The sequence below is a fragment of the Savagea serpentis genome (assembly GCF_015351395.1).
Taxonomy (GTDB): Bacteria; Bacillota; Bacilli; order Bacillales_A; family Planococcaceae; genus Savagea; species Savagea serpentis.
Window position 1 is genome coordinate 204958 of record NZ_JADKPV010000003.1, and the last position, 23660, is coordinate 228617.

Consider the following 23660-nt stretch of genomic DNA (forward strand, 5'->3'; position numbering starts at 1 on the left):
AGGGTCTTTTTTTCTTTCTTTCCTTTCCCCTCTTATCCTTTCATTCAAACTTTTCTTCTCTATTCTAATAGCGTGTTGGGCTTCTCTTCTAAACCTTTCTTTTAAATTTCTTTTCCTGCGTATTCTCTATTTCATTTCTATTTTCAAATATAAAAAACTTAAGCTTCAGACCTTTAGTCCTTCACTTAAGTTTTCTTTTTGATTACTATTTTCTTTTTGCTTTCTCTTCGAATGTCGCTTGTTCGATTGTTTCTCTTACAGAAATGGGGGTTTGTACATCGATAGAATGGTAAAACCACAACCATGTTTTCGGGAATAGTAAAAATTGCTGGGACCCGTCTTCATGTTCTACAAGTGCTGGACGGTCCGTTTCATAAACGACTTGTTCTACTTCTAACATTCTTTCTTTTAATTTTTCGAGATCTTGTTGCTTCGTCTTCTCAAAATAGGCAGTTGCCGCTTCTACATCCACAACATCAATTTTTAATTCTCGAAAAAAAGCTACTTGATCATCGTCTCGAATCGTTTGTAAAATAGGATCTCCTGTATGTTTAAATGTCGTAATACTATTCATATAAAAATGTCCTCCTATCATGAAGACAATGATAAATGCGATGATCCAACCGAATTCTCGTTTCACGACTACGCCTCCCTTTCTTTCTACTACCGTTAACATACGAATCGTTTGTGTAGTTTTTGTGTAATTTGTGAAACTGTCAATAGTTGTTCAAATGTCTGTCTTCTCCCTTTTTCTGTAATCGGTATGGGAGATTGAGTTGACCTATGCTATGATAAATAAGTCGAATGATTTTTGACAAATATCGTAAGAAAAGGAGAAAAGAGATGAAGCAATTTTGTACAAATTGTGGGACAGAAGCAAATCCTGACATGAAGTTTTGTTCTACGTGTGGTCAACTGCTTCCGGATCCTCAACTAGAAGAGGTAGCCTCTGACCAAGCTTTGAAAGACGAGGAGGCGCTTCATGATCATGGAGAAGTAGGAGCTCCTGCTGGAATCGGAAACACCCCTTATTCGCATATTCCGAAGCCGCCTCCGTCAACTGAACATGATTCTTCTATCGTTGAAGACCCACAACCTAAACAGCCAAGCAGTCCTCCTCCGATTCCTCCTCAACCATCGCTACCCAAAAAACCGATGTCAAAAGGAGCGAAAATTGGGTGGGGGATTACCGGATTAACGATTGTACTATTGATTATCGCTCACTTTATTATGCAAAGCTTAGTCGACCCGATGAAAAAAATCGATCAAATTGTGACAGCTTATGAAGCAAAAGATGAAGCGATGTTCGATTATTTAACGATTCAACAAGGCATTATTTATGAACCGCAATCATTCTTTCAATATTATGAAAAACAAGGTTTTACGAGCAATGATTTGAAGCGTGAACTTCTTCAAGCACTCAGTATGACAAATGAGGAATTTTACGCGACCGTGAATGATTTAAATGGAGAAACATTCGGATATATCGAACCGAAAAAGTGGCTCATCTACGATACCATTGACGTCGTTCCGAACTCATATGCATGGCAAGCGAATACTGATTTCGCATCATTAAAGCTCGATGTGTACGGAGAAGAGCATACATTAACTGAAGAATTAAAAACGGTCGGTACTTTTTTAGTCGGAGAATATGAAGTGACATTACAAGCGGACGATATTCCGTTTGGCGAAAAAGAAATGCAGTATCCAGTCCAGATCACACCAGCTGGAGAATGGGAAACTACCTTCTCTGCCGAAACATTCGGCATGATCGTTCATACAAATATTCAACACGATTTGTCACCCGGAACACTCACTTTACTCGTCAACGGGGAAAAATCTAAACTGTCTTGGACGTCTATGGATGAACCGTTAACCGTTCCATTTTTTAAAAGCGACAAACCTTTTGAACTTCAACTTCAATTAGAACGTGAAAAGGAAACAATTCAGTCGGCTAAAGTAGTTGTAGACGATAATCATGCTCATTTTATTGAACTACCTTTCGACTCAGCTTTACTTCAAAAAGTATTTCCCGCAAGCTTTACTGCGGAAGAAGCTGAACAACTGATTGTTCATTTCCGAGAAGATTTCGAAAAAGGTTTAAATTTCTCTAGTGGAAATTATATTCAAGAATATTTTCCACCGAATTCGAAAATTCAAAACGAATATATAAAATTCGTCAATGATACGGCAGCGAGTGCTGCCTATCACTTCCATCGTTTCGATACATCTCTATTGTCTGAAACAGACGATACATTCGTCTTCACCTCAGTAGAGGCATTTGATTTCTATGATGGAAAAACGACGCAATACAATCGAACGAAAGAATATACTGTTCAAATAATTGACGGACAGTTATACATCACAGACATTTCAATTAAACAAACGAATAAATCTTAGGAGGCTAACTCATGCAATACTGTTCAAAATGCGGAAATCCGCAACAATCGGGGGCGTTTTGTGGAAAGTGCGGAAATCCGATGGGCGAACAAACCGCTCCAAACACTCCACCACAACAAAACCCACAAGTCGAGGCGTTAAAGCAACAGTCTCAAGTATATTTTCAATTTTTCATGCGCGTATTAAAAAATCCAAGTCTTTCATTTCAAGAGCCTGGGCAACATACGAAACATAGTTTCTTGAATTTGATCGTCCTTTTCTTATCGATGGCATTCGCGATGACGATGCTCATTTATGTGCCAGCAAGTGCTTATTTAGCGTATGTTGGAGAAAGTAAGTTTGCGTTTTTCATTAAAGCATTTTTTGTGTTTTTATTACTGTTTGCTTTATTAGCAGCGCTCGTTCTCGTCGCTGTAGCGTTTGCGACTTTCGTCAGCGGCAAAGGCTTCCAATTTAAAATGATGCTCGAGCATGTCGGCTCTAATGCGTCCTATTTTATTATCACATTTTTAGCGATTGGTCTTTTACGCTTCATCGGCCTGTTACCGACATTTGTCACGATTGTTTTCGTCGCAGCGCTCGCCTTTTTAATGTATATTTTACCTTTCTATTTATTAAATCGTACTATTTTACCGTCACAACCAAAATTAGACCCGGTCATTATGAATATAATATTAATGGTTACTTTATGGATTGTGTATTATGTCTTCCTTCTCATGCTCATCGATCAATCGGTTGCTGGAATTCCAATTAGCGACTTTTTAAATGAATTCAACTATATGTTTTAATTGAACTACCACTAGGCTAAAGCCGTAGTGGATTCCTAAGTACAGAGTTCTAACGAGCTCTAATTGATTAGGCGATCCCCGTAGTCCCTACGGTTAGAAGTCTTTCGGCTTCTTTTTTGAGATTCTGTCCTGCGTTAATATCTCGATTGTGATGTGTATGACATGACGGGCACGTCCACTCACGGAGATTAAGGTTTTTAACGTCTTTGTTTTGGTATCCGCAATTTGAGCATAATTGAGAGCTGGCAAAAGTCTTGGATACAACGATTACTTGTTTTCCGTACCATTCTACTTTGTATTCTAACATCGTTCGGAATTGATACCATGAAACCTCACTAATGGCTTTAGATAGTTTGCGGTTCTTTAGCATATTGGATACATGCAAATCTTCTATTCCGATCACATCGTGGTTTTTGATGATTTCAGTAGAGATTTTATGTAAGTAATCCGTTCGTGCATTGACGATCTTCTCATGTAATCTTGCGACTTTCCATCTTTGTTTTTGATAGTTTTTAGCTTCGCTTAATTGACATTTTCGTTTTATTGCTAAATCTCGTCTTCTGGATAATATACGCTGTTCTTTTGCTAATTTTTCTTCTAGCTTACGAAACCATTTGGGATTACTAAATACTTCACCGTTCGAAAGAATCGCAAAGTCTTTTAATCCAAGATCTACCCCTATGGAAGAATTCGTTTTTGGTAGTTTTTCTACTTGGGTTTCCGCAAGTATAGATATGAAGTATTTTCCACTAGGGTTACGTCTAATTGTAGCGTTTAAAATACGTCCTTCTACTTCTCTACTTTTAGCGAATTTCACTAAACCTAACTTAGGTAATTTAATCTTATTACCTACTATAGCGATGTTCCCATTTGTATGTTTTGTAACATACGACTGAACTCTATTCTTTTTAGACTTAAATCGTGGTGCTTTATTTTGCTTCTTGAAAAATCTACCATATGCGTCAGCAAGGTTTTTAAGGGAAGATTGTAAAGCGATACTGTCTACTTCTTTTAGCCATTCCAATTCTTTCTTTAATTGTGTTAATTGAGAAGAACAAGTCGAATAGGTTAACCCTTTGCCTGTCTCTTCGTACGCCTCTTTCCATTTAGCTAAAAAGTGATTAAATACAAAACGAGAGCAACCGATTGTTTTAGCAATTAAGACTTCTTGGTTTTTGTTAGGGTAAATACGAAATTTATACGCTTTGTGAATAAGCATTGCTTTTCACCTCCTTCATAGCATATACTAAATATATTTCGGGCATACAGTGTATGTCAAGCATATATTTTAAAAAGGGGTGAGGCCGATGAAACGTGTAGCCAAGTTGATTAAGTTTCCGGTAGATTTAGTAGTAGAAATCGAAAAGTACCAAAAAGAAAATTACATTTCAAGTTTCTCTGGTGCTGTATATGAGTTAATACGAAAAGGCTTGAATAAGTGATGAAATACGTTTCTCAACATTTCTGGAAGGAACAAACCTTTTGGAGTGATGGATACTTCTCATGCAGCATTAGAAATGCTAGCAAAGAGACTATTCAACAGTACATTCAAACATAAGGTAGTCAGGGCTTACATCCCCTAGCCTAAAGGCATAGGGGTTTTACGCCCAACCCAATAAAATAACAGACGCCCTCTTCTCTTCCGTAACTTTTGGAGAAAAGGGCGTCTGTTTGTTTTTTTACACAATTTCGGTTATTCATGTGAAGCTACCCAGTGGAGGACAGGCTCACGTAACTTTACTTCCACTTTATTATAAAATACATTATATTTACTAACGTGAACGTCTAAAACGGCACTACCGTCTTCGTGATGGACATATGTATTTTTATTATCACGTTTTGCCCGAGCTGTAATGCGGGTCGTTCGCTTTTTAAACTCGGTTAATGACTGGTTCTTCATATAATCGAGCACATGTTGTTGCGCTTGCTCTTCCAGTTCGAGAGGTGCTCCCACCGCTTCTGCAAACATCGCATAATTATCTTGTTCTAACCCCATGATCATTTGATCAATTTGTTTCGTTGAAGATGTAACTTTATCCATATATACATGAATGAAAATCGGTGCAATTAAAAGAAGTAAAATCACAAAACCCATTCCCCAATACATCCGACGTTTCCATGATTTTAAGGAAGCATTACAATAAGGACATATTTTCTCCGTACGTTTCACCCCTGCTTGACATGTTGGACATACTTTCATTTTCTCTCCTCCTCCTTTGGTTAAAATTTGAAGTTATCCTCTATACTATAACATTTTCCTACTTTTACAAATGCTTTCCTTGTTTTTTATCTGAAAATTTACGTTATTCAATTATATTTTTCATTCTTTAGACGAAATATTGTCAAAATATTTCCGATTGCGGAGAAGCTTTTTTATTTTGAAATCTTATAGAACATTTAAAATTTCACCACTATTTCAAAAGGATGGTCTATTAAAATCGAAGCATAATGAACGTAATCGCAGCACTATCGTTACACAGAACCAAAACAATAAAAAAACATCTGAACGGATTTTATTTCCCATTCAGACGTTTTCTTTATTGTTTATGGCACACGACATGCTTCAATGAATGCTTCAAATAGACGATTCGACTGTTCTCCGTCCGCATTAATCGTCAATTCAGGATGCCATTGCACCCCTAGTGCGAACTTATAATTCGCACTTTCAATCGCTTCGATAATTCCATCCGATGCCCAAGCTGTCGCATAAAAACCGTCCCCTAGCTCTTTCACCGCTTGATGGTGGAAGCTGTTCACACGTACGGCTTCTTTCTCCAAAGTTGTTCCGAGCTTCGATTGTTCTAATAAACGAATGCTATGAATCGGATAGTCTGGCTTCGTCGTTTGGACATGTTGAATCGCATCGGGCACCGCACTAGGGATATCTTGAATGAGCGTACCTCCTGCTGCCACATTCAACATTTGACTCCCACGACAAATGCCAAACACTGGTTTATTTTTCGCTAACATAAGCTGCGTCAAAGCAAGTTCAAACGCATCACGTGTTGGCGTTAATTCTGAAATTTTTTCATGAGGTTCCTCGCCGTAATAGTAAGGATCCACATCATGGCCACCTGTCAATAATAGACCGTCAATCATCTCGGCATAACGTTCGACATGCTCACATTCATGAGGCAACATGATCGGTACGCCCCCTGCTTGTTGAATCGCTTCATTGTTCTTTTTATTTAAAACGAAACGCTCGTCTTCAATCATTAATGTCGTAATCCCGATAATCGGTTTTGTCATCTTATCTTCCTCCCATTCATCTCTTTCACTATTATACAATGTGGAAGAAGAAAAAGGGATTTTCCATGAATATTTACACAAAAAAAGCGCTGAAATATTTTTCAGCGCTTTTTGGATTATTGTACTTTGAATGTTTGAGGTTGAACTCCAAATTTGTTATCGTCACGCAAATATTTTCCTTCATTCGTCACTTCCACGATGAGATTGTCACGGTCAAGAACGCGATTCAATTGAATCGTCACTTGATTACCTGAAACCGACATACTTGTCGCTTCTGCATTTTTGATGGTAAAGATGTCTGAAACTTCGACGTCTTTTTTCACATCTTGACCATTTTCTTTTACAGTCTTCTGTAATAAAAGTAAATCTTCATCGAATGTTAACGTTAATGTTGAATGATTCGGAGCGAGCTCTGCTTTCGTAATCTTCGCTGACGTATTGTCGCGAATAATCGTTGGAATGCGATTTTCTACTAATAATTTTCCTTGTTGGCTCTTCAAGTTCATAACGTCCAACATTGTCGGAGAACCATTGTCAGCATCGCCTATATTAAATGACCCTTCAGGAAACTTAATACTCACTTTCGTTTGTTGCGCATCTTGGAACGCAATAAGTGCTGATTGTGGCAATTTTTCATCATTTAATTCATATGTTGAAAGATTTGCTGCGTCTGTACTCATGCTAGTAGAGTACGTAATAATATATTCTAAGCTGTTCGTATTCGCTACTGTACCTGAATAAATATTGACAACTTTTGGAGCTTCTTTTTCTTCTGGCTTTTCAATACCAGGTGGCAACGTTTCGCCTGGCTTTAATGCTACTTCAAATTTTTCTTCAGAACGTACCATTGCGTTACCATATAAATCTGAAACATATCCTTCTACTAAAGTAATTTTATAAGGCTTTGGAATTAATGGAGTTTCGAAACTAAAAATCAATGATTCTTCATCTTCACCCACTTTAATTCCTGTAACCAACTGACTAATATGATTATGGTCTACAAATTGAAGTAACGCCTCTTGTGTTTTGTCAACTTTAATACGCTCATCGAAATGTAATGTCACTGTTTTGCGATCTTCTGACACCGTCTTATCGATCACTTTCGGAGCTACTGTATCTTTTTTAATCGTAACTGCTTTGACGATACGTTCGTTTTTCAAATCTGTTGTCGATGTCATGACTTTTGGTTCCACGATAATTTGAGCTTTCATTTCATCACGTGTACCGAAGTATTTTTGATCGATGAATGCTTCGTACACATTCGTCGTACCGATACGTTTGAATGATAACTTCGTATTATTTACCGTATTCACTTCTTGTAAATGCGCTTCGAAAGTATCAGACATTAATGGAGTGTTTAATGTTACTTTCACTTTATCTTGACCGACGACTTCTACTTCGTTGAAGTTTGGTTGTACTTTTTGAATGACAGGCGCTGTTACTTTTCCTTTGTATGCACCGTTCATTAAGTTACCTACGACGTCTTTCGCACCATCCACTGAAAGGTCAACCACTTCTCCTGAAGTCAAGACGACTGGAATCAATACTTGCTTGTGATCTTTCGGATTGATTGTCGCCGTTACCGCTTTGTTTTTAACGTAGACGGCATTCGGTGCTGTTCCTAATTTTTCGTTAAATGTTACAATGATTTGACCATCTTCATAAGCTGCTTCAACAACTTTCGGGGCTTCTTTATCGCTATAGCTTACGACATGTCGGTAGCGTTCCGTCTGTTGTACTTTACCTGCGCTATCTTTTGCGACTGCTGTCATCGGCTCGACGATGACCACTTTTTCTGACATTTCAATTGAACTTGCAAATTGAAGAACGACTGATTTACCGTCTGCTGCTCCAAATATTGCCACAGGATGTTGGCCGTCGAATGAATAGTTTTTATACGTTTCGAGCGATTGTTTCGTCATCGCTTGGTTAAATGTCACTTCCGCTTCGACCGAGCTGTTGAAGTTCACTTTTTCAATTTTTGGCGCTACTGCAGTTGGCGCATCGCTACGGAAAAGGAAAATCGCGAAGTCACCGCGCTTTACATTTTGATCTGTGCCGAATTTTGTCGTGGATACACCGTTTGTAATATTGTTCGCAACCATCGCTTGAACCGCTTCAGCGTAGCGTTTGTTAACATCGGTAAATTTCAATTCGGGGCTTCCTTTTAAGTCGTATGCCTTTTGAAGAATGAGTGCCATCTCGCCACGTTTAATCGGATCTTGTGCACCGAAACGTGTTGCTGATTTACCGCCGATAATGCCTGCTGCTTTTAAAGCATTTACTTCTGCACTACGATTTTTAGGCACGTCTGTAAAGCCTGATGCTGGAGCATTTTTCGTATCTAAGTTTAACATTTTCGCAAGCATAACCGCTGCGTCTAAACGTGTAATCGATTTGTCTGTGCCGAATTTTTTATTGCCGATCCCTTGCGTGACATTATTTTGTACTAAGTAATCCACTGCGTCCGCATATTGCTTCGGTACGTCGGTGAAATCTGACGCCGCCATAACCGGTGATACAGCTGATGCGACTAATGCTGTCGTGACAGCGGAGGCTAAAAATTTATTCTGTTTCTTCATCTTCCAATCGCTCCTTCAATAAGCATGCTATTTTTGATACTTCTTTTTCCAACATTCCCGTATTTTCGCTTTATAAAACGTCTAAGGTCATAAGAAGTTATACTCATTATACTTATATCATTTCCTGAATTTCCTAATAATTGAGCATATATTTTATTATATCTATCTCTAAAACCTTACACAAGCAACAGTAAAAAATCTTCTCACTTTTCTCGCTTTCTATCCATACTGTCAGTATAATTATTGGAAAGGAGGTTTTACCCATGATGAAAAAAATATTGTTATCGACTATGTTGAGTGCTTCTCTACTGCTGCCTCAACTCACATATGCAGCCGAGGCTCCGAAAGCACCGATGTTTGAAGATATTTCGCCCGAGTATCGCTTTTTTGAAGATATTCAACTACTGCTCAATCAATTCGTCATCGATCCTGCTTCGAACTTTTATCCGTTCCGTCCGATGAATCGGCTCGATGTAGCGATTGGAATCGCTCGTGCAAAAAATTTACCACCGTCCAAACAGCCGTCCCAATTTAAAGATATTGACGTGACGACGCTAGAAGGACAACTCGTTCAAGCCGTGGCGGATGCCGGATTAATTTCTGGATTCCCTGATGGCACATTTAAGCCGACGAAGACGGTAACACGTGGGGAAATGGCGCTCTTTTTACAACGTTCTTTCCAATTGATTGAGGGAAAACGCATCCACTTTACAGACATGTCTCCACGTGTCGCATCGTATGAAGCGGTACAATCGCTCATCCATGCAGGATATACGACAGGTTTTCCAGACGGAACCTTCCGACCAAGCGCTCCGCTACAACGTGGGGAAGCCGCACACTTTTTAGCGAAAGCAGTACAAGATTCTTTAACAGGCTTCTACTTACCAGGAATTTATATCGCAGCACAAAAGATTCCAGCGGGTGAATATTTATATGTTTCCATTGAAGAGGAAGGGAAATTCACATTGCGTCAACGTTCAGGACAGACGTATACGCGCATGACGCCTGCGAATGCTCCTTATTACGTCACAGTTAAACAAGGGGAACAAATTGAATTTGTGAACGGCTTTTTATACCGCTCGGGATTCATTCGCCATCAACCAAAATTGATTCAAACGACCGGCACATACAAAGTTGGATACGATTTACCGATTGGTACGTACCGCGCTCACGTTGCACCTAACTATAAAGAAGGGACATTACGTATTTTGAATGATTCGACAGTCGAAGCACCGGTTAAATTTCAAACGACACTACAAGATTTCATCATCTTCTCTGTTGAACGAGGAGACTATGTTGAACTCGAACACGTCACGATGGAACCGTATAAAGGAAAATAAAAATCCTTGCATCGTATTGAAACGATGCAAGGATTTTTTATTGTTCAGCCATCCAATCGTCGATTGTTTGACGAACGTCTCGTAAATGCTCATCGACATTTTCTCGCGTCACGCGAACTCCGAACGAACCGTCCAACTCTTCTCCTCGAATAACTGCCTCTAATTGTTTCGCAATCGCATCCCCAACATGCGGATAGAAATGATGCCCGTCCAAATAATTAAGGGAATTGTTCGTATACTCATTCGGATACATGAAGTTCACCACTTCTCCGTTCACGTCTACTAACTCGCGAATCCAACGCTCATAATCGGGATAGTTCCCTTCCTCGACTAATACCGCAAACAATTGGGTCGAAATCGGTGTCGTGAAAAATGTGAACTGTTGATCCTTAAAATTGTTGATGACTTTATTTAATATTTCCGAGTACGCTTCATAAAAGACGAAATTTTCGCCGTAAAACTCCTCTTTAAAACGTTCGATTTTCAGCGATAATTCTTTTGCGCGCGTCTCATCATCTAATTCACGCGCAAAAGCTTCTAATTGTCGATTGTACAGACGATCTTGGGTAATCGAATCTTTCCAAGACAGACGGAAGTTACCCACAGCATAATCAAATACTTTCAATGACAATGCATTTTTCGATTTGTAAAACGAACCTTCGATTTTTTTCTCATAATTCATAATCGAACTCGGCAGTCCCGCTTCTTGCTCACTCGCTTTGAAGAAGTCGACACCTAATAAGACATGCTCAAATTCCGGATGCACTTGTACGCCGTATCGAATCATACTGTCGTATGCACGCATCGACAAATTAGCCACCGAAAAATTAAAAACATCTAACATTTCAAAAGCTGAAGGATGAATGTATGTCGAGCGACTACTTCCAATCAGTAGCGTATCTTCGTTTTGAATCCCATCTCGTAAACGAACAATTTTTTGTTCACGTTCGTCGATCACTTGTTGTACATCATTAAAAGTGTGCGCATGACCATAATGCCACATCGGATCAATCCAAATATTAAACGCTACGACGAACGACGTTAATAAAGCGAAAACAGTGAACGTTACAATCGTAAACTTTTTGTCAGACATGCGACCCCTCCTTAGAAGTTAAAGTATAAAAACTCCGACACTTGCTGCAACTGCATCACACTATAAAACAATATTCCTGCAATAAAGAGCGCAAACGCTACTGTTTTGCGATGCCCTTTTAAAATTTCGATCGAATTGCGCATCCATAAGACGATGAACATTCCAATCAACATGTAAATGAATAAAATGAGTGACGTTTCATTAAATAACGTCATCGCTCCCGTCACTTCGATACCGTTCAATCCGATCATCGCACGGAACACATCCATCGCTTGTTCCATCGACGTCGCTCGGAAAATGACGAACGCTGCGTTAACGAACTGGAACGTAATGAACCATGCGAGCCATTTCGGCAATCGATACGGTGTTTTTTTCCACATGCGCGCTATCATACTCGCTACACCGTGTAACGCTCCCCATATGATGAAAGTCCACCCTGCACCGTGCCAAATTCCGCTAATTAAAAAGATAATTAAAATGTTCACATAAGTGCGTGCTTCCCCTTTACGATTTCCACCGAGCGGAATGTACACATACTTCGTCAAAAATCCAGACAACGTCATATGCCAACGACGCCAAAAATCTTGAATATCTAACGCTTTATATGGAGAGTTAAAGTTGATCGGCAAACGAATATTGAAGAGAAACGCTAATCCAATTGCCATATCCGAATAACCACTAAAGTCGAAATACAACTGCAAACTGTACGCAAGTGACGCATACCAACCGCTGAAAAATGTCAGTGCCTCACTTGCATTAAATCCCGCATTCGCATACACCGCGAATTGGTCGGCGATGACAACTTTTTTAAACAGTCCGATTGCAAAAATGATGAGCCCTTTTGAAATGTTTTCGTATTGAATGCGGTACGTTTTTCGCTCTCCGAACTGCGGCATCATATCGCCATGATGGACGATAGGACCCGCAATTAATTGCGGGAAAAACGAAACGAACAAACCGTAACTGAAAAAGTTGTACTCTTTCGTCTCTAAGCGATACGAATCAACTAAATACGCAATTTGTTGGAACGTATAAAAACTGATCGCTAACGGAAGCAACAACTCTTTTAACGCAAACTCTGTACCGAAAATCCAGTTGACGTTTTCGATAAAGAAATCATAATATTTAAAATAACTAATTAAACCGACGTTAAATAAAATACCGACTGTCAAAATCGACTTCCGATACGTTTTTATTTTATTTTTTGCTAAAATCGATCCGACCGTATAGTTCACGACCATCGAAATTAAAATTAACGGCAAATAGCTTGGATTCCAATAGCCGTAAAAAAATAAAGACGCTAAGAAAAGCCACATGCGCGCAAATGGGATATTTAGTCTACCGACAATGAAGAACACACTCCATACGATAGGTAAAAATAAAAAGATAAATTCAAACGAGTTAAAAATCACTGGCTTCCCTCCGTATCTATTTGACACTCCTTCACAAATAATACCACATATTCTCTATGGCGAAATGACTAAAAAACACCTTCTTTCCGATATGAAAGAAGGTGTTTCTTTTAACGGCTTTCCGAAAGAAGTCTCCCATCCTCAAGGAATGTGAAGGTGCGAATAGCACCAATGAGTAGGTGGGAGATGAATTTCGGTTGGCTTTAGCCAAAGCTATCTTTCTAAGCCTTTTCTCAATAATTCAAGAATAGTCGCTGTTCTTGTAGAGAGTCCATTCTCTTTTTGGTATTGATCTAATTTCTCGATAATTGTTTTGGGCATACGAACTTCTACACGCACTTTATCATTTTTCAAAATTATCACCTCTCACTTGATTGTACGGCATTTCTACGATATAATCAATATATACGATATTACCCCGTACAAAGTGAGGTGAATAGATATGACTAAGCAAAATAAAGCCTTCAAATTTCGTTTGCTACCAAATAAAGAACAGGAAGTATTATTAGCCAAAACTTTTGGTTGTGTTCGTTTTGTCTATAACAAGATGTTAGCGGAACGTAAGGAAACCTATGAAAAGTTCAAGGATGATAAAGAAACTCTTAAAAAGCAAAAGTTTCCGACTCCTGCAAAATATAAAGATGAATTTCCGTTTCTAAAAGAAGTGGATTCTTTAGCTTTGGCCAATGCACAGTTGAACTTGCAAAAAGCCTATAAAAACTTTTTTGAAGGTCGTGCTGAGTTTCCGAAATTCAAAAGTCGTAAACATAAACAGTCTTACACGACCAATCGAGTAAATGGAAATATTGAATTGCAAGACGGTCATATCAAATTACCTAAACTAAAATTAGTAAAAATCAAACAACATAGAGAAATCCCTGCTGATTATAAATTGAAATCTTGCACTATTTCTAAAACAAAGACAGGAAAATACTATGTTTCGATTTTGACAGAATACGAGAAAGATATTCAGCTAGTAAAAATTCAGAAAGTTGTCGGCTTGGATTTTGCTATGGATGGTCTATATGTTGAAAGTGAACAGGGTGAGAAAGCCAATTACCCACGTTTTTATCGACAATCATTAGACAAACTAGCAAAAGAACAGCGCATCTTATCTCGCAAAAAAAAGGGTTCTGCACGTTGGGAGAAACAGCGTTTGAAAGTAGCTAAGTTACATGAAAAAGTAGCCAATCAACGAATGAATTTCCTTCACCATCAATCAAAAGAATTAGTGTCAACCTATGATGCTGTTGTAATTGAGGACTTAGACATGAAAGGAATGTCTCAAGCCCTCAGCTTCGGTAAAAGCGTCCATGACAACGGTTGGGGAATGTTCACTACATTCTTATCGTACAAGCTAAAAGAACAAGGAAAACAGCTTGTCAAAATCGATAAATGGTTTCCTTCTACTAAAAAATGCTCTTGTTGTGGTGCAGAAAAACCAATGAAATTATCTGAACGCACTTACCGTTGTTCATGCGGTTATGTGGCAGATCGTGACTACAATTCAGCAATCAATATCAAAAATGAAGGCATTCGCTTATTAGCGTTATCATAAGTAACAAAAACTTGTGGAACACGAGGGTTAGCTCGGTCAATTTTCGTTGGCTAGTAAAAGCAACGACAAGTCGAGAAGCCCCCACTTCAAGTAGACCGGAAGGTTAACTAAGTGGCGGGTAGTTCACGAATTCACTTTGAAATATAAGACGTGGTCGTCCTTCATCGGTTTCCCTTTCGCGTTCGTAACTGCCGCTGTAATGACGAGAGAATATTCTCCTGCTGGTAAAGCGGTCGTCGCTTGGACACCGACTGTACGATCGTCTTGCTTCGTTAAACGAACAGGGTAGCGCATCCCTTCTCGATTCTCGATATACGTATACTTCGCATCTGTCAATACTGCCATATCCATCGGTTGTGTGAAGCGGACGTTAAATACTTTATTTGCGGGTACCGTCATCGACACTGCGCTCGAACTCCACGTACGTGGCAACGTTTCTGACGCACTCGGATATAAGATAAGCTCATCGAAGCGGACCGAACCGTTCTTCTTATTCGCCCCGTCTGTTTCGACGACGTAAATCGACTCTAATACGGCAGGTTGTGCAATCGTACTTGGCAATGTCGCCTTCACACGCTTCCAACCGTGCCAATTCAACCCTTTCGGCTCAGTGAAGTCGATTGAATGTATTTTTCCATTCGCATCTTTCACTTGACCGCGCACCCAATGATTACCGCCATTACCGTAAATTGCGACACCGACTGCTTCAAAATTCCCTTGCATCGGATAACCTGACTGCCAATCGATATACGCGGCAGACGTCGTTTCATTTTTCGTGAACTGATAATCGAGTTGGACAGAACCTTGGCGATCATACGCATGTTGTTTCGTATTCGCCGTTAACTTTCCTGTCGCATTCGCCGCTCTAAATACTAACCCGTTCGTCGACTCAAATGAACCGACTAATTGTGGTGTGTTCGTAACTGTTACTTTCAATTTCTTTTGCACTGTACCGAACTTCGCTGTAATTTCTCCGACACCTTCAGTCGTGGCTGCTGTGAAGCGACCGTTTTCCCACGTACCGAGTTCAGCCGGAACATTCATTTCAATTGTCGCATTGTTAACGATGACAGGTTTCCCACTCGGCATCGTAAAGTCTGCCGTTAACGCTACTGTCTTGCCTGGCGCTAACGTCAACTCATTTGATGAAAACTTCAGTGCCGTCGGATTCACCACTTCAACAGGTACTTCTTGACGTACGCCACCGTATTCTACAACGACTGAGCCTTTTCCAGCCTTCGTTGCGACGAATTGATTGTCGCGAATTTCTCCGACACCGCCACGCACTTCAATCGGTGTCGCTGTCGCCGTCTGTTGTGGTAAGACGTTCAAATACTCATCCATCATCGCAGAAGCGCGATACCCGACAGATGAACCGACCGCTATGGCTCCTTGTTGCGCTTGTTCGAGCTTCGCGTACTTCGGTTCTCCATAAGGAGCGGTACTTACTGCCGCAAGCGCTGCGTGCACACGTCTTTCACTTCCGGGACGACTCGACTTGTCAGGATATTTATTCCCGACAGGACGGTGTACCATCGTCGTTGAACCGCCACCATCTAAGTTAATTGCTTGCGCTAAACCGAGCTTCGATAAATAGTTCGCAAACTGTGGGAGTGACATCCCTTTTCCACCATTTTGACGACCGACCGTGACGAACATAACGCGCTTACCATCTGCCGTCACACCGACTGCTGAACGGTCCGTCACTTGCTTCGCTCGATCGCTCGTCGTATCGATTGTTAAATGAGGGCGACCGTTTTGAACGAGGAGCGGGCCTGTAGCTAACATGAAGTTCGCATCTTGCCAACGCTCATCGACCGTATACGATAATTCCACTTCTTCACCTTTCTGCATAGCGCGAACGAATTGCGGAATTTCTTTCCCATGAACTGAAATGACGAACCCACGACCGTTCGTCGGAATCGCTGCACTCGTCTTTTGACCGTACGGACGAATGCCTGTAATTTGCCCTTTCACTCGCTCACCTAAAACGACATTTTGTTCGACAGAACGCGGTGTCGACACGACGACTTCAATGCCGAATTGATTCGTACGTGTATGCGTATATGCCCAACTTGACGTATACAAGACACTGTCATCGTCGCTACGTTCTTTATTGTAATTTTTCATCGCATACGATTGTCCTTTATAATGAATCGTCGGCGTTAACTCATACGGCGCAATTTGAGCTTCACCGTTCGCCTTCACACCGAATGCTGCAGGTGTATGCATGAAGTCATTCCGATTCGACGAAACTGAACCTAAATGCGCAATCTTGCCATCCTTCACTAATAAATAACCAGGTAATCCATTATTAAAATGGAAAAACGACGCATTCATCGCACCAACAACGTGATATTGTTCACGCGTTGAACTTTTCGCGATCGAACTGACCGTATGCAATGAGTTGATTGGACTCGGCACTAACATATCGACTGTCGTATACGGCTTATCTAAATTAATCGACATTTGTTCAAAATGACGCCCATCTACTTTTTTCGTCTCATAGTAGACACCATTCGACAAACTTTGCGCCCCGGCAGGTTGTGCTGCCAAAACGACTGTCCATAAACAAACGACAACGAAAACTTTCCAAATCCGCTTCACTCTGAACCGCTCCTTCATCATGTAATACTTTCAACTTCTGGCGCATCTGTCCAATCTTCGCCGTTTTCAAAGTCTTCATCGACTTGAACTAACTTATGCAAAAACAACGCAAATTCTCCACGTTTTAATGTTTCCTCTGCTCCAAAACGTGTCGACGTCTTCCCTGCTGCTACGTTCAATTCGTATAGAGCAGACACATCTTTCACAAAACGTGGACTGACATCGGTAAACGGAATCGGTCGATCGCTTTCCGCTACATTGAACGTAAGGCGCAACAAACGTGTCATTTCTGCACGCGTTATCGCATCGTTCGAACCGAAACGTGTCGCAGTTTTCCCTTGCGTTACTCCGGCATCGACTAACGCCTTCACTGCCCACGCACGATCAGCAGGCACATCGGTAAATGGTACACTTGCCCCTTTACTTTCCGCCCCTAGCACTTTCGCTAAAATAACAGCCGCATCTAAACGTTTCATCGGCGCATCGACACCAAACTGCGTCGCGTTAATTCCATTCGTATAACCTTCTGATACCATATAATCAACCGCCTCTTGATAGCGCGCATTCACATCCGTGAACGCTTGTGCCGACAAAGGCGCCATAGTCAAACTTCCAACGACAAGCAACGAACTAAGCCACATTTTCATAGTACCCTCTCCTTTCGTTTCGTACTTCTCTAGTATAACGCATTCTGAAACATGAAAAAGCACTCTATCAATATTTGTATCTTTTTTCCTTTCGCTCAGGTATGTTTACAGGCGATTAGACAGGGTATAAAAATAATGTGGAACCTTTTTAAAATGAGATCGTTCTATTATGTAATAAACTTTTTTCTAATCACGAGATGAGGTCAGACTTCTGAACTTATTCATCTGAAACATCAATTAGGTGATGATAGATAAAGAAGTGATGAAAAATAATAGTATCGTTCAGTAGCATTTTTATGAAAAAGGTTTATAATTAACTTATGACTAACGATAATAATTTGTTAGTCGCCTTTACAGATTTAACTTTTATTTCGCCATAAAAGTAATCCACTCTCTTTCGCCGGAGAGTGGCATACATAGTATCCCTCCTTCTCTATTCAGAAGGGGGGATTTTTTAGGTTGATCGAGCTGAATGAGTAAATAATGAGCTCAGCCACCATTCTTTCCCATTCAGTCAAACTCTACACATTGGCCTATCTTCCCTGTCCAATGGCGCACACCTAAATAATCGAAGAACTCTGGGAATGAAAAAGCATTATAGATTATCGTAAAAATCTAAAAATTCATACGACAACTTACATGATTTGTCAATAGATTTTTGAAATACTGTTAGGATAAGGTTCTCCTTAACTCTCTCTACACACTTTTAATGAAAAACATGGAGTTATTTTCAACCCCTTAACATTTTCCTATATATAATGTTATACAAAGAGGTATACATTTCTTCTAATTCTTTTCCAATGGATAGACTGATGAACTACACAATTTCATCCAATTGATAAGAGATATAGAACAGATGAAATACTTTAAAAATAATAGTATTGCTCGATACTATTGAAGTAATAAAAAGCTATAATAGAAATACGGCTAACCAATGAGTTAGTCGCCTTTACAGATTTAACTTTTACTTCGCCGTAAAAGTGACCCTCGCTCCCTTTCGCCGGGGAGCGAGCTACATACGAATTGCCTCTTTCCGAACTTTCGGAAAGAGGCGATTTTTTTGAAATAGAAAAACGGTTAAAATTAAATTAATAAACTCAAAATCTATTTCAACATTGGGGAAGCCCAAAAGTATTTAGAACAGATTACTCAGAAACTGAACAATCATAAGCATTATCAAAAGAAAATACCTCATCGCCAATGACTTGTAGAAGAGCAACGGGCGCGAAAAGAATTGAACTAGCCTGCACCTTATTAATAAATGGCTCACTTTTCAGTTGCGAAATACAATGAAAACTCGAATAGATACAATGAATCTATTCAATACTGAAATGGATTAAATACAGATTAGATACAACGGATCTTAATCCGATCGCAAACGATAATAAGCGCCTCTTCCATGACCAACACTTTCAACTAAACCTTGTTCCCTCAACTTCAACATTTCCCGATAGACACGTTGTTGATTCCATCCTCTCATTTGTTGAATATCGGCTCGCGTCATTTTTCCTTGCTCCTTCATCACATTCATAATGAGGATGTTGATCCTTTCAACATCTAACGATACATTGCGCTCATAGGTAAAGTCAGACTGTAAACGTTCGGATGTTTGTTGCGACAAAATATAACCCTTTCCTGCTTCTACTTGTTCTAAGATGCCTAATCGTACTAATTCACTCAATTGATTTTTCGCTGATTCTTTTGCACTTTGTGTAATATAGCCAATACCCTCTACGTTTGCTTTGGAATGCTTCAATAGATAATGAAGAATTAGTAACTGATCGACTGAAAACACAACACTTTGTTCATTTTGTTCTTCGATATAAGCTTTCAATTCAGGTGTAACGATCGACGCAAACATCGTCAATTGAATTTGAATCCCACTATCTTCATAGACAGGTGGTTCCTTTCCCTCTTTCAATAATTCTGTATAAATACGAGAGACTTCTAAATTCGTACGATTCACTAAACGAACACGATCTAATAAAGTCATCAAATGAGGATTTCTCGGAGTAGAGGCATGGTGCAAAATATTGTCAGGATGAATTCCTTCCAAAAATGTGCCAGGATTGCTGATTTCAAGGCGAGACAACTGAGCAAGTTAGTGCTCTTCATCGATAGCACGATTCGTCTTTTCCATTCGGTCACGCTTCAACTGTTCGACGATGGCGCGTTCAATAAATTCATCCGCTGTATATCCTTGTCGCTCACAATAATTCAACATCTCATGTCGAATCGTAGCTGTCAGTTGAACAGGAAACGCTCCTTGTAACATTTTTCGCATCATGCCGAGATGCTCTTCTAAACCATGAAACAGTTCGTTTTCATTCAAGCGTTGGTGAGTAGGAGGTTGATCGAATTCAAACGCGGAGAAATCTAACTTGTCCACTCGCTCATACCGATGCTCCTCGACATTCCATCGGAAAGACTGCTGCGCCATCCACTCGCCTAAGGCCGAGACATTTTCAAATCCGTGTTCTTCTAAAATGAGAGCTAACGAAATTCCTTCTTCAAACTGTCGCGCGATACGCCAAGCAGTTTGCTGCAAACTCATCGCCCCACTCCTTCATAATCGACTTGTTGAATCGCGTCAATTAAATCTTGTTGATCCACATGCAAATATGTAGAAGTCGTCCGCAAATTCGCATGACCTAATAATTTTTGAATAATGGCGACATGGACGCCCTTCGTAATTAAATAACTTGCAAATGAGTGTCTCAACATGTGGCTCGTCACATCTTTATCAATGCCTGCTCGCTCTCTCGCACGCTTTAAGTGATTATTTATCGACTGCCGACTCACTTGCCCAGTCCGACGAAAGGCGAAGACATATGGGGTCGACACAAGCGGACGCACATAATTCAAGTAATAGTGTAAATCTTCTGTAATTTCATCATTGAGAGGGATACGACGACTTTTTCCACCCTTTCCTTGATAAACGAGTAAGGATTGCTTTTCTAAATCTAAATGTTCTAATTTCAAATACATACACTCACTGACCCGCATTCCCGTAAAAGCCATCGTGCGCAAAAAATAATAGACAACCGGATGATCGACATGACGCAATAAGCGATCCACCTCTTCCGCTGTCAAATACGTTCGCTCATCTTCTACAACCTTCAAACGCGTCACTTTCTCCATCGGATTGTGCGTCATCCAATCTTTCAAAATTAAACATTCAAAAAAAGTGGAAAGTGCGTTCAACTTCCGATTGACCGAACGTGGCTGACAGGCTCGCTCCTCCATTAAATAGGCAATGTACCCTTCAAAATGACGGCTCTCCAACGCGCATACATTAATCGGCGCATTCCACTTTTTCGAACGCCACTCATAAAATTGCCTCACATCAATTCCATATCCCCTCACAGTTTCTGGACTTAATTGACGCAACTGTAACCACTTTTCAAAAATTTCAATCGCCTCTCGATAACATAACACTTTCACTTTCCATCACCTCTTCAGTATCGTAACAAAAAGCAATGAAAAAGAACCTAAACGATTAAAAGAACATTTGTTCTAATTATAAAAAGACAAAAAAAGAAATGCAATGAGAAAACACCACATTCCAAAAACTCTTCCCAAAACCAAAAATTCACTCAAAAAACCCCCACTTTTCACGATTTTCTAACCAACACCGAATTTTCAAAGTATTCGATCTGATTTTTATAAAGGCAATTAACGATACTCGTTATGAAGTAACATTTGGTAAAGCTCTTGATGCAGACCTTGCACGTGAAATTGAAAAGAATCCAGGGCACTTTGTCGCTTATGATGCAGGAACTTCATCAAAAAATCCGAATTTCGTAGCAACATATGTTAGCTTTAGTAATGATTATAAAAAAGCTGAAATTATTTTAAACGAAGCACCACGTACAGATATTAAATATACGGTTGCTTTATTAGATAGTGACAACGCTACTACTGCAGATGTTAAATATTCATCTAATCCAACGATTCTAAATGTAGGAGCAGAAAAGCCAACACTAGAAGTGAATGCTGATCAAGAAAAATTCTTCTTGAACTTTAAAGAAGAAATGAAGTCAGACACACTTGAAAAATTAGATAAAATTAAAATCTTTAATGAGCAAGGGCAAGAACTTGCAAATGGTGTAACTACACTGAAGGATGTACTTGCTGAAAGTGCCTCTGCTGAGTGGGTAGACGCTACAACTAAAAAAGAAATCAAATTTGATATTAAACCAGGCACTTTAGAAGCTGGAAAAAAATATAAAGTTGTGATTGATGAAACGGTAGTTAATAAAGAAGGAGAAGCACTATCTGATTCAAAACGATCTATTACAGTGTCTATGCCTTCTATCAAAGACGCAGAACCTAAAGCTGTTCTTGCACGTGTAGTCAATGATAGTGTTGTAATTACTTTTGATAAAGATTTAGAAGAGACTAATGTTTCAACTAAATTATTCACTGTAAAAACTTCTACTGGTAAAGAAGTAGCTTTAGAGGCAAATGCAGAAGTATCTGGTAAAAACATTACCTTACAACAAAATCCAAGTTCTGCTAACAAATTAGATGAGGAACTTACTTACACTGTTGAAGTACCAGCTAACGTGGTTGCTAACAAAGTATTCACAAATGCTACAAACCCAGCAGCTTCTTCATTAAAAGCGCAAGCTCAAAAAGATGTTGCTGTAAAATCTATGTCTGCTAAATTTGACCGAGACGTTAAAGATAATAAAAAAGCAGATTTATTATTAACATTTGACCAGCGTGTTAAAGATGAATTAGCAAGTGGCGGAGAAATCGTTATTGAAGAGTCTGGTAAGAAATTCACATTTAAAGGTAGCGAAGTTGAGTATGATGTTAAAGATGCTACAGGAAAAACACTCCGTATTAAAGATGTTGAAGAAAATTTTGTAAATAAATCTGATAATGATAAAAAATTCACAGTTAAATCATCGAAGTCTTATACTGTTAAAGTAGTGAAAGAAACTGTACAAACAGACTCTACAAATGCTCCAAAAAATAAAACAGATCTCAAGTCAACAATTAATGGTATCGATGTTTCAGCTCCGAAACTAGATGAAATCACTTTAGATTCAGCTGAAAAAATCATCGTTGAGTTTAATAAAGATATTGTAGCATCTGATTTAAAAGCAGCAGATGTAAAAGTTAAAGGTTACCAAATTAATAATGATGGAAGTTTTAACAAAGCTGGAGAAATGTTACAAGGTTCTAATCAAATTAAAGTGAGTGTAAGTGGAAATGCTATTACAATCACGCCAGCAAATGATAAAATCAAGTTTGTAACTTCTGAGACAGACTTTGATTTATGGCTTGCTAACGATAAAATTAAAGGTAAAAACGACGTTGTAGCTTCTGAGGAAGATTTGAAATACGATACTAATATTGATGTAATCGATAACGCAGCACCAGTAATGGTAGGAGCAATTGCAACAAAAGCTAATGAATTAGAAATCACCTACTCTGAAGCAATTGAATTCAAAGATAACACAGATGAAAAAGCTGCTAAACAGTTTACTGTGGAAGGTGCAGAATATAAAAATTATGCAACAACAGCAGCAACAGCAACAGGAAAATCAGTGACACTGACATTTGATAAAGATTTATTTGAAAAAGATAAAGACTATTCAACTGTTTCTGTTAAATATTTAAAACAAGATACTTACCGTGTACAGGAAACAGAAAATGATAAAAAAGCAGCAGCTAATCAAACACTCAAAGGTGTAAAAAATACTGTTAACTAAAAAAACGAAACGAAACGTTGCTCTATAAGTCGTAGTATGAAATGAGCGGGAGTAAGGGAAAGGCTAGTCTTTTCCCTTACCTTCTAACTGTTCAAAAGAGATAAATTGGGGAAGGTCCAATTCAAGTACAACAGTCTAGCGTACTTGCGCCTAATCCTCCTGCGTCCAATGCGTAATTTACCTTTACAAAGGGGCGAAGTCAGGTGAAGTCGTATGCTGGTGAAAGTCCAGTGGCGGGGCTCTTTAAAAGTAAACTAC

20 protein-coding genes are annotated in these 23660 nt (G+C 39.4%); 7 read left to right on the forward strand and 13 right to left on the reverse strand.

From position 1 onward, the window contains the following. Positions 1 to 205 precede the first annotated feature (205 nt). Positions 206 to 640: a hypothetical protein gene (locus IRY55_RS08415; RefSeq protein WP_194562859.1), complete on the reverse strand. Its 435-nt coding sequence runs from the start codon at positions 638 to 640 to the stop codon at positions 206 to 208. Between the two features lie 203 nt (positions 641 to 843). Between IRY55_RS08415 and IRY55_RS08420 the strand changes: the two genes are divergently transcribed. Then, positions 844 to 2400, forward strand: coding sequence for a TcaA NTF2-like domain-containing protein (locus tag IRY55_RS08420; RefSeq protein WP_194562860.1), 1557 nt, complete (start codon positions 844 to 846; stop codon positions 2398 to 2400). An 11-nt stretch (positions 2401 to 2411) separates the two neighbouring features. Beyond that, a complete protein-coding gene (locus IRY55_RS08425) occupies positions 2412 to 3188 on the forward strand; it encodes a zinc ribbon domain-containing protein (RefSeq protein ID WP_194562861.1) in 777 nt (258 codons plus the stop codon). Positions 3189 to 3255: 67 nt separating this feature from the next. On the opposite strand, the gene tnpB is transcribed toward IRY55_RS08425, so the two are convergent. Next, a complete protein-coding gene (gene tnpB / locus IRY55_RS08430; protein WP_194562862.1) occupies positions 3256 to 4407 on the reverse strand; it encodes an IS200/IS605 family element RNA-guided endonuclease TnpB in 1152 nt (383 codons plus the stop codon). Positions 4408 to 4495: 88 nt separating this feature from the next. Here tnpB and IRY55_RS13550 point away from each other — a divergent pair, with 88 nt between their 5' ends. Beyond that, complete coding sequence (locus tag IRY55_RS13550) at positions 4496 to 4630, forward strand: hypothetical protein (protein WP_268920781.1); 135 nt, start codon at positions 4496 to 4498, stop codon at positions 4628 to 4630. Further along, complete coding sequence (locus IRY55_RS08435; RefSeq protein ID WP_235961101.1) at positions 4630 to 4746, forward strand: transposase; 117 nt, start codon at positions 4630 to 4632, stop codon at positions 4744 to 4746. The genes IRY55_RS13550 and IRY55_RS08435 overlap by 1 nt, the downstream gene beginning before the upstream one ends. A gap of 135 nt (positions 4747 to 4881) precedes the next feature. On the opposite strand, the gene IRY55_RS08440 is transcribed toward IRY55_RS08435, so the two are convergent. The 3 genes from IRY55_RS08440 to IRY55_RS08450 form a co-directional block, all read right to left on the reverse strand. Continuing rightward, complete coding sequence (locus tag IRY55_RS08440; RefSeq protein ID WP_194562863.1) at positions 4882 to 5388, reverse strand: zinc ribbon domain-containing protein; 507 nt, start codon at positions 5386 to 5388, stop codon at positions 4882 to 4884. Between the two features lie 344 nt (positions 5389 to 5732). Continuing rightward, positions 5733 to 6437: a gamma-glutamyl-gamma-aminobutyrate hydrolase family protein gene (locus IRY55_RS08445; protein WP_194562864.1), complete on the reverse strand. Its 705-nt coding sequence runs from the start codon at positions 6435 to 6437 to the stop codon at positions 5733 to 5735. 116 nt (positions 6438 to 6553) lie between these two features. Then, positions 6554 to 9019: an S-layer homology domain-containing protein gene (locus IRY55_RS08450; protein ID WP_194562865.1), complete on the reverse strand. Its 2466-nt coding sequence runs from the start codon at positions 9017 to 9019 to the stop codon at positions 6554 to 6556. Positions 9020 to 9282: 263 nt separating this feature from the next. On the opposite strand from IRY55_RS08450, the gene IRY55_RS08455 reads away from it, so the two are divergent. Then, positions 9283 to 10359, forward strand: coding sequence for an S-layer homology domain-containing protein (locus IRY55_RS08455; RefSeq protein ID WP_194562866.1), 1077 nt, complete (start codon positions 9283 to 9285; stop codon positions 10357 to 10359). A gap of 37 nt (positions 10360 to 10396) precedes the next feature. Here IRY55_RS08455 and IRY55_RS08460 read toward each other — a convergent pair whose 3' ends face one another. The 3 genes from IRY55_RS08460 to IRY55_RS08470 form a co-directional block, all read right to left on the reverse strand. Then, positions 10397 to 11452: a hypothetical protein gene (locus IRY55_RS08460; RefSeq protein ID WP_194562867.1), complete on the reverse strand. Its 1056-nt coding sequence runs from the start codon at positions 11450 to 11452 to the stop codon at positions 10397 to 10399. An 11-nt stretch (positions 11453 to 11463) separates the two neighbouring features. Beyond that, entirely contained in the window at positions 11464 to 12864 is a 1401-nt protein-coding gene (locus IRY55_RS08465) for an MBOAT family O-acyltransferase (RefSeq protein WP_194562868.1), read from the reverse strand. A gap of 213 nt (positions 12865 to 13077) precedes the next feature. Then, positions 13078 to 13218, reverse strand: a complete 141-nt coding sequence (locus tag IRY55_RS08470) for a ribbon-helix-helix domain-containing protein (RefSeq protein ID WP_194562869.1) — start codon at positions 13216 to 13218, stop codon at positions 13078 to 13080. Between the two features lie 88 nt (positions 13219 to 13306). On the opposite strand from IRY55_RS08470, the gene IRY55_RS08475 reads away from it, so the two are divergent. Further along, positions 13307 to 14422 carry an RNA-guided endonuclease TnpB family protein gene (locus IRY55_RS08475; protein WP_194562870.1) on the forward strand — a complete coding sequence of 372 codons (1116 nt, stop codon included), beginning with the start codon at positions 13307 to 13309 and terminating at the stop codon, positions 14420 to 14422. 123 nt (positions 14423 to 14545) lie between these two features. Here the strand turns inward: IRY55_RS08475 and IRY55_RS08480 are convergent, their stop codons facing one another. The 5 genes from IRY55_RS08480 to IRY55_RS08500 form a co-directional block, all read right to left on the reverse strand. Next, positions 14546 to 17029, reverse strand: coding sequence for a phosphodiester glycosidase family protein (locus IRY55_RS08480; protein WP_194562871.1), 2484 nt, complete (start codon positions 17027 to 17029; stop codon positions 14546 to 14548). 17 nt (positions 17030 to 17046) lie between these two features. Next, the gene (locus IRY55_RS08485; protein WP_194562872.1) at positions 17047 to 17676 is read right to left on the reverse strand and encodes an S-layer homology domain-containing protein; all 630 of its coding nucleotides are present in this window, start codon (positions 17674 to 17676) and stop codon (positions 17047 to 17049) included. A gap of 1363 nt (positions 17677 to 19039) precedes the next feature. After that, on the reverse strand, positions 19040 to 19768 hold the full coding sequence (locus IRY55_RS08490) for an ATP-binding protein (RefSeq protein ID WP_194562873.1): 729 nt from the start codon (positions 19766 to 19768) through the stop codon (positions 19040 to 19042). A 9-nt stretch (positions 19769 to 19777) separates the two neighbouring features. Further along, on the reverse strand, positions 19778 to 20230 hold the full coding sequence (locus IRY55_RS08495; RefSeq protein ID WP_194562874.1) for a hypothetical protein: 453 nt from the start codon (positions 20228 to 20230) through the stop codon (positions 19778 to 19780). Further along, complete coding sequence (locus IRY55_RS08500; RefSeq protein WP_194562875.1) at positions 20227 to 21120, reverse strand: tyrosine-type recombinase/integrase; 894 nt, start codon at positions 21118 to 21120, stop codon at positions 20227 to 20229. The genes IRY55_RS08495 and IRY55_RS08500 overlap by 4 nt, the downstream gene beginning before the upstream one ends. A gap of 545 nt (positions 21121 to 21665) precedes the next feature. Between IRY55_RS08500 and IRY55_RS08505 the strand changes: the two genes are divergently transcribed. Beyond that, entirely contained in the window at positions 21666 to 23402 is a 1737-nt protein-coding gene (locus IRY55_RS08505) for an Ig-like domain-containing protein (protein WP_194562876.1), read from the forward strand. The last annotated feature ends 258 nt before the right edge of the window (positions 23403 to 23660 follow it).

Bases quoted from the DNA above. Each gene is read 5' to 3' on its own strand.
- IRY55_RS08420 (WP_194562860.1), top strand. From the start codon at position 844: ATGAAGCAATTTTGTACAAATTGTGGGACAGAAGCAAATCCTGACATG.
- IRY55_RS08425 (WP_194562861.1), top strand. From the start codon at position 2,412: ATGCAATACTGTTCAAAATGCGGAAATCCGCAACAATCGGGGGCGTTT.
- tnpB (WP_194562862.1), bottom strand. From the start codon at position 4,407: ATGCTTATTCACAAAGCGTATAAATTTCGTATTTACCCTAACAAAAAC.
- IRY55_RS13550 (WP_268920781.1), top strand. From the start codon at position 4,496: ATGAAACGTGTAGCCAAGTTGATTAAGTTTCCGGTAGATTTAGTAGTA.
- IRY55_RS08435 (WP_235961101.1), top strand. From the start codon at position 4,630: ATGAAATACGTTTCTCAACATTTCTGGAAGGAACAAACCTTTTGGAGT.
- IRY55_RS08440 (WP_194562863.1), bottom strand. From the start codon at position 5,388: ATGAAAGTATGTCCAACATGTCAAGCAGGGGTGAAACGTACGGAGAAA.
- IRY55_RS08445 (WP_194562864.1), bottom strand. From the start codon at position 6,437: ATGACAAAACCGATTATCGGGATTACGACATTAATGATTGAAGACGAG.
- IRY55_RS08450 (WP_194562865.1), bottom strand. From the start codon at position 9,019: ATGAAGAAACAGAATAAATTTTTAGCCTCCGCTGTCACGACAGCATTA.
- IRY55_RS08455 (WP_194562866.1), top strand. From the start codon at position 9,283: ATGATGAAAAAAATATTGTTATCGACTATGTTGAGTGCTTCTCTACTG.
- IRY55_RS08460 (WP_194562867.1), bottom strand. From the start codon at position 11,452: ATGTCTGACAAAAAGTTTACGATTGTAACGTTCACTGTTTTCGCTTTA.
- IRY55_RS08475 (WP_194562870.1), top strand. From the start codon at position 13,307: ATGACTAAGCAAAATAAAGCCTTCAAATTTCGTTTGCTACCAAATAAA.
- IRY55_RS08485 (WP_194562872.1), bottom strand. From the start codon at position 17,676: ATGAAAATGTGGCTTAGTTCGTTGCTTGTCGTTGGAAGTTTGACTATG.
- IRY55_RS08495 (WP_194562874.1), bottom strand. From the start codon at position 20,230: ATGAGTTTGCAGCAAACTGCTTGGCGTATCGCGCGACAGTTTGAAGAA.